Consider the following 1,358-nt stretch of genomic DNA (forward strand, 5'->3'; position numbering starts at 1 on the left):
TCTGATTTGTGAGCCGAAGCGTTTGTGGAAGAGGTATGCCTATAACAATCCGGTGTATATCTATCGTTTTCTCAAATCCTATCGGCAAAACAAACGGCTCACGCTCTATCATAATCGGCACACGGGGAGAGGTATAGAGAAATGAAGCCGGGTAAAAGCATGATGCAATAAGACAGCATGTAAAAGGGGGAATCGCTTTGAAGCTATGTGTAATAGGTGCCGGGTATGTCGGACTGGTGTCGGGGATCTGTTTTGCTGCACTTGGGAATACCGTCGTCTGTATCGATCAGAATGAGGACAAAATTCGTCAGCTTCGCGCAGGAGGAGTACCGATTTATGAACCGGGACTAAAGGCGTTAATCAAAGACAATGTCGAGCAGGGCCGACTGAGCTTTACGACAGATACAACCGCTGCGGTAAAAGAGGCCGAGATTGTTATTTTGGCGGTGGGTACACCTTCACTACCAAGCGGCGAAGCCAATTTGTCCTATATTGAAGGAGCCGCGTGCGAGGTGGCAGATGCCATGAATGGCTACAAGGTGATTGTCACCAAAAGCACGGTGCCTGTCGGCACGAATGAACGGATTCAGAACCTGATCGCAAGCCGCACGAGCCATCCTTTTGGCGTCGCTTCGGTGCCTGAATTTTTACGTGAAGGCTCGGCAGTACTGGACACGCTACATCCGGATCGCATCGTCATCGGAGCTTCCGACCCGCATGTGGCCTCAGTGCTGACTGCGTTGCACGAGCCGCTCACGACGAATATCCTAACCACAGATATCCGTTCGGCGGAAATGATCAAGTACGCGTCGAATGCTTTTTTGGCGACCAAAATTTCGTTTATTAATGAGATTGCAAATATTTGCGAAAAGGTGGGCGCGGATGTCACGCGCGTGGCCCACGGCATGGGGCTGGATCAGCGGATCGGCACCTCCTTTTTATCCGCAGGTATTGGCTATGGCGGCTCTTGTTTTCCCAAGGATACACAAGCGCTGATCCAAATTGCCGGCAATGTGGACTATGAATTCAAGCTGCTGAAATCCGTGGTGGAAGTGAATCAGGGGCAGCGCTTCAATGTGATACGCAAGCTGGAAGAAGCGCTGGGCGAGCTGGAAGGAGCCACGATTGGCATATGGGGGCTGGCATTTAAACCGAACACAGATGACGTAAGAGATGCCCCGGCGCTGGATATTATGCAGTCGCTGCTGGAGGCAGGAGCGCAAATTCGTGCCTATGACCCGATCGCTACCGCTAACTTCCGCAAACTGCTGGACAGCTCGGAAATAACGTGGGCGGATAGCGCACAGGAAGCGGCAGAGGGCTGCGACGCACTGTGTCTATTGACAGAGTGGGAGGAG

At 52.1% G+C, this 1,358-nt stretch carries 1 protein-coding gene and 1 pseudogene; both read left to right on the forward strand.

The window, feature by feature from the left end:
- A pseudogene (locus WG8_RS29410) lies at window positions 1–145 on the forward strand (WecB/TagA/CpsF family glycosyltransferase); the annotation flags it as partial.
- A gap of 52 nt (window positions 146–197) precedes the next feature.
- On the forward strand, window positions 198–1,358 hold a 1,161-nt coding region (locus WG8_RS05985; protein WP_007429227.1), incomplete at its 3' end, for a UDP-glucose dehydrogenase family protein.

It is taken from the genome of Paenibacillus sp. Aloe-11 (assembly GCF_000245715.1).
Lineage (GTDB): Bacteria > Bacillota > Bacilli > Paenibacillales > Paenibacillaceae > Paenibacillus > Paenibacillus kribbensis.